1 protein-coding gene is annotated in these 455 nt (G+C 46.2%); it reads right to left on the bottom strand.

All coding sequences use genetic code 11. From position 1 onward, the window contains the following. A partial coding sequence (locus K5G00_RS29575) for a DDE-type integrase/transposase/recombinase (protein ID WP_238770261.1) occupies positions 1–455 on the bottom strand: 455 nt, incomplete at both ends.

A 455-nucleotide genomic window follows, 5' to 3' on the forward strand; every position in this document is an offset into this window, starting at 1 on the left:
CTGCAATACTGCACACCCCTGTCGGAGTGGTGTATAAGCGCGGCCGCTGGCTTTGTGTGCCACAGGGCCTTTCTAAGGGCCCGTAGGCACCCCGCCAGCTCCAGCGAATCGCTGAGGTCATAACCAACTATTTTCCGTGAATACATGTCCGTTATAAGGGCTAAATAGCAAAAGCCATTTACCGTGCGGATGTATGTTATGTCAGATACCCACACCTGGTTGGGCTTTGTAACTTTCAGCTCTTTTATCAGGTTGTTGTATTTATGGAAATGGTGGTAAGAGTTGGTTGTTTTATAACTTGCTTTCTTCCTCCTTACCAGCATATTATTAGCCCTTAGAATATCAAATAGCGAGTCCCGACCTACCTTGATATGTGCAGATTTAAAAGATGGCAGCAAGGTTTCGTATAACTTGCGTACACCAACCCTGGGCTGTACCTTGCGTTCTTCTTTTAC

It is taken from the genome of Maribellus maritimus, assembly GCF_022267315.1.
Taxonomy (GTDB): Bacteria; Bacteroidota; Bacteroidia; order Bacteroidales; family Prolixibacteraceae; genus Draconibacterium; species Draconibacterium maritimum.